4 protein-coding genes are annotated in these 4,101 nt (G+C 44.1%); 1 reads left to right on the top strand and 3 read right to left on the bottom strand.

What is annotated here, in order from left to right:
• Positions 1-260: 260 nt before the first annotated feature.
• Positions 261-1,031 (bottom strand): TdeIII family type II restriction endonuclease, encoded by a 771-nt coding sequence (locus tag GX135_07680; protein NLN85957.1) that lies wholly within the window; start codon positions 1,029-1,031, stop codon positions 261-263.
• A gap of 52 nt (positions 1,032-1,083) precedes the next feature.
• Complete coding sequence (locus GX135_07685; protein NLN85958.1) at positions 1,084-2,676, bottom strand: site-specific DNA-methyltransferase; 1,593 nt, start codon at positions 2,674-2,676, stop codon at positions 1,084-1,086.
• A gap of 86 nt (positions 2,677-2,762) precedes the next feature.
• Here GX135_07685 and GX135_07690 point away from each other — a divergent pair, with 86 nt between their 5' ends.
• On the top strand, positions 2,763-3,182 hold the full coding sequence (locus GX135_07690; GenBank protein NLN85959.1) for a hypothetical protein: 420 nt from the start codon (positions 2,763-2,765) through the stop codon (positions 3,180-3,182).
• Positions 3,183-3,889: 707 nt separating this feature from the next.
• Here GX135_07690 and GX135_07695 read toward each other — a convergent pair.
• Positions 3,890-4,069 (bottom strand): hypothetical protein, encoded by a 180-nt coding sequence (locus GX135_07695; protein ID NLN85960.1) that lies wholly within the window; start codon positions 4,067-4,069, stop codon positions 3,890-3,892.
• Positions 4,070-4,101: the final 32 nt, after the last annotated feature.

A 4,101-nucleotide genomic window follows, 5' to 3' on the forward strand; every position in this document is an offset into this window, starting at 1 on the left:
CGGAACACCGGATTCATCCGGTCGTAGGTGCCAGATTCATCTGGCACAATGTCCTGCCGACCACCCAGCTCCGCCCACCACCCAAACCCGCGCCCATGCGTCATTCTGAGCGAAGCGAAGAATCCAGCCCATGGCGTCAATAAATGTCCCTAAGACCACCCAGACCCTATAAACCGCCACTCACCCTAAAACGGCATCGAATCATCAAATGGAACCTTTGGGTCAGCCAAATCAAGCTCCTCTAAAAATTGATTAACCTATCATTTGAATTTGGCGAAGTAAGCGTCAATCTCGTCCCTCATTTCCACACCGACTTCCTCAAAAATATCCAAGAGGGCATCATAGGTCCCTTCACCTCCAAGAAAATCCCAAAATTCTTCCGCAACTTTCAATTCATTGTTGATGTCAATCATGCCTTTCATTGTCCAGCGTGCATAAGACTCAGGATGATAAGGGTTGTAGGGCATTGCCAATAATGTGTGCACCTTGGCTGTGGGATTGGCTGCCAGATACACAGCCACCCATTCCAACAGAGTTCTTTTGAAGCCCTTGAATTCACCTATATTTGGCTTTACAGATTTAATGTCAATAAGGTATATCTCTCCAGAATGAGACTCGAGCTTCAAGTCAACTTTGGTTGGTTTCGATTTTTTCATTGTTCCGGTATTGCATACCTTTCTGATTTCAGTTATTTCTTTCTCTTTATCAGGACTTGTTTTAGCCGTACTCAGGTCGTTCATGATGCCTTGTATAACCTGCTCAGAGTCCGCTGAAATCTGACTGCCCACTTTCACATTTCTTTCAGCCGTTTTAAAATTAGTCAGCCCTATTTCTTTGGCAATTTGTTCAAAAGTGACAAGTCCTAAAGATGTGCTTATCGAGTGAATAAACGAGAACAGTGCCATTCTATCTTTGCCAAGTAGATTTGTGTGAAAAGGCATATATTTGGTTTCAGGACTATATTTCTCAAACTTGGCTCTTAAACACCCCTCCAAAATCCCTTTTATCTTTGTTTTCAATTTCTGGTTCATGTTATCCTCATTTGCTTTGCAATTTTGCAATTTTCCCGTCCTGCATCCATTTTTATGTTGCTTCTTTAAGGTGAAAGATTGTCTCCGAGTAAGCCCGTTTGTCTTTTTCTGTGCGATTCAACACCGGACGCTTATACTGATTCACAATTTTCATCCCGGCTTTTTCTGCAATCTTGGGATAAAGCTTGTATTTATCATTGGCAACCAAAAATACATGATAGTCATCTGCCAGAAAACGCTTGCAATTAATCAAAACCTCGCTTATCCCCTGCGCATAGCTTTCTCTTGCCTGAACCCCCTGCCCTTTGTAGAGAGGCCCAATCTCAAGCTCATCATGGCGTTCAAAGCCAAATGTGTCATACGCATAGGCGTGCTGTTCGTGATAATCAATCAAACCCACATAAGGCGGTGAAGTGAATATCCCCTTAAACTTTTGAGTTTTAATCATCGAACCCAAATCGGCGTCCAAATTCGATACTTTTTCCGCAATATCCACATTCCTGCTATCGCCCGTAATGCAAGCCTGTCTTGTATTTGTGCGCAGCCCATCAAAGGTTTTCAATCTTTTCAAAGTGTCCATGGAATAACGTTTCCACCACTTCAGAATCGAGAATAGCGGTTTGCAAATCTTAGCATGTTTTCGGCAATAATATGTCGTTGTAACGGGTTCCATCAGTGTTGCCAGGTCAGAGTGTGTGGTGGCTCTGCAGCTTCTAATGGTGCGGCTCAGAATTATGCCCAATATCTTTCTTATCGCCGGGGTTTCCGCCTTCTGAATCTCGTTAAACACAAAATCAATCTCTTCCCGAATGTGCTGAATGAACCATTTTTCCATGAAGGAAACGGGGGTTTCAGCAATCAGTTTTATCTCATACTCATCAACCAATTTATTGTATATGGGCAAGAATTCCTGCTCTTTCTCGGCAGAATATGTCTTTACATCGATTTCCCGGGTGCGAACCATCCGCCTAAATTCGGGTGTGGGGAAATACTGCTTGTTAAATTCATACAGTTCTTCCAAAAGACGGTCTTCGAATTCAATTGTCTTTGAATCTCGTAAATGCCACTCCAAAGCCTCGGTTATCCTATCCAGTTCAAAAGACAGCTCGGCAAAATCATATTTCTTTATCTTGCTTCCGCATATCATCACGTTAAAGGCGGACACATCGATTCCAACGGCATTGATTCCCAATTCGTTTGCCTGAACCAATGTGGTTCCACTTCCGGCAAATGGGTCAAGCACAATGTCTCCAGGCTCAAAAAACACTTCTCTCTTATAGCGGTCAATATGTTTGTCCAAAAAGTATTCCACCAATTGCGGGATAAATTTCCCCTTGTAGGGATGCAGTCTATGCACATGTTTGGTGGTTTCTGATTCTTTGTATTGCTCAAAAGACAATGCCCAGTTTAGGTCATCCCCCAATTGCTGACGCCACCGGTGTTCACGAAATCTATTGTTTGTATGATAGTATTCATCAAGCTCACTTTTGGATACAAATGAGGACCCCATCTCGCCATATTTTCTCACCAGCCCATATTGGATGAGATAGCTGATATTGGAAATTGTTACATCTTTTCCAAGCAGGCTGGATGCCCAATCGCTGGCTTCTTTTAAATCCATCAAATCTGTGGGTTCGAGTGCCATTTATCGCTCCGTGATTTCTTCTTGTTTCGTTATGTGATTTCACATATCGACTTCTAACCATCTTTAAAAACTTCAATTCCGTGTCAATGAAAAATTATCCCCTGCAAACCAAGCTGCAAGCCTGTTTTGTTTTAAGTCCACCTCTGTCCCAGATTCATCTGGCACAATGTCCTTTCGACCACCTAAACCCTGCAAATCATCACCCAACCCCGCGCCCATGCGTCATCCTGAGCGCCAGCGATAGGCTCGCCGGAACACCGGATTCATCCGGTCGTAGGTGCCAGATTCATCTGGCACAATGTCCTTTCGACCACTCAGACTCCGCCCACCACCACCCAAACCCGCCCCGAAGCGTCATTCTGAGCGAAGCGAAGAATCCAGCCCATGCCGGAGCACCGGATTCATCCGGTCGTAGGTGCCAGATTCATCTGGCACAATGTCCTGCCGACCACCCAGCTCCGCCCACCACCCAAACCCGCCCCGAAGCGTCATTTCGAACGAAGTGAGAAATCCAGCCCATGCCGGAGCACCGGATTCATCCGGTCGTTGGTGCCAGATTCATCTGGCACAAGGCTGAAAACCAGCCACCCTTTTCCACCGGATAAATCCGGCGCGCCAACCGGTTAAAACCGGTGTTCCAACAGGCTTATAGCCTTAAGCCCCTCTGCACCCCCTGCTCCCCATTTAATCAATTTCTTGGGTTTCAAAGGATTTTCAGGCCTGATTTTCACTAAAAAATGGCGTAATTTACTGCGATACAGTGGATTAGCGTTTTTTCCGCCAAATGAGTTTAATCAATGTATCAATTCCAGCCTCTTTCTCTCTCCCCCGCCCTAAAATAAGAGGATAAGAAGTAGATAGATAGTATAACATACTGTTATATATACATATATAGATTTATATTATTACATAGTAATATATTTTTATATCTTATATATCATATAGATGAGATACTCAAGACACAGGGGTGCAGAGTCTTGTGCTTCTTTTTTGTCAATGGCGCCCTTCCGCATTCTTTCCTGCGGGCTGCCGTATAAGCGGAATTGTTTAATTATTAAGATTGATGAACCCTGTTTGAAAGATAAGCTCTACCCCTGCAAAGACTTATGCAATAAATCACTCCCAAATGCACTTGAAAACTCATTAAAATTGATTAAAACAATAAAAGCCGTGGACGCCAGGCATGACATCCACGGCCTCGATTTTGCCTAACTTAATTCAAGTCAACGTGTTCCAAGACTGGATTCAGACTGTAACTCATTTTAATACGGTTGCGATAGCCCACTTCTTCCTCAAGAGCTCGAATAGCCTGGCGCTCCAGGAGGCTTTCCATGGTTTTGCGAAAGTCCCGCGAGGTCATTCTGGATTTGCAAAGCAGTTTGCTGTGATTCATGCTCATATCCGAGGCTTTTTGCAAAATCTTGA

This window comes from Candidatus Cloacimonadota bacterium (assembly GCA_012522635.1).
Classification (GTDB): Bacteria; Cloacimonadota; Cloacimonadia; order Cloacimonadales; family Cloacimonadaceae; genus Syntrophosphaera.